Here is a 429-nt window from a genome sequence, read left to right as displayed (position 1 = left end):
CCGGCGGCGACTACTCGGCCACGCCCAAGCTCAAGGCCATGTGCGGCTGCACCGAACACGGCCACGAGGCGGTGCGCGAAGCGATCCGCACGCCGCTGGCCGACGGCAGCAAGCTGCTGACCACCGCTGCGGTGTTCTCGCACCTGGGCTGGAAGACGCCCAACGGTTGCGCGAGCTGCCGCCCGGCGGTCAACTACTACCTGATCAGCACCTGGCCCAAGGAGGCGAAGGACGATCCGCAGAGCCGCTACATCAACGAGCGCTCGCACGCCAACATCCAGAAAGACGGCACGTACTCGGTGATCCCGCGCATGTGGGGCGGCGAGACCACGGCGGACGAACTGCGCCGCATCGCCGACGCGGTGGACAAGTACAAGATCCCGACCGTCAAGGTCACCGGCGGCCAGCGCATCGACCTGCTGGGCGTGA

The 429-nt window shown here is 68.1% G+C and carries 1 protein-coding gene; it reads left to right on the top strand.

The window, feature by feature from the left end:
* A partial coding sequence (locus RMP09_RS04150) for a (2Fe-2S)-binding protein (protein WP_310564741.1) occupies window positions 1-429 on the top strand: 429 nt, incomplete at both ends.

It is taken from the genome of Hydrogenophaga sp. (assembly GCF_031426985.1).
In the GTDB taxonomy this organism is placed as follows: Bacteria; Pseudomonadota; Gammaproteobacteria; order Burkholderiales; family Burkholderiaceae_C; genus Hydrogenophaga.
This window is presented reverse-complemented; position numbering and strand designations above follow the sequence as displayed.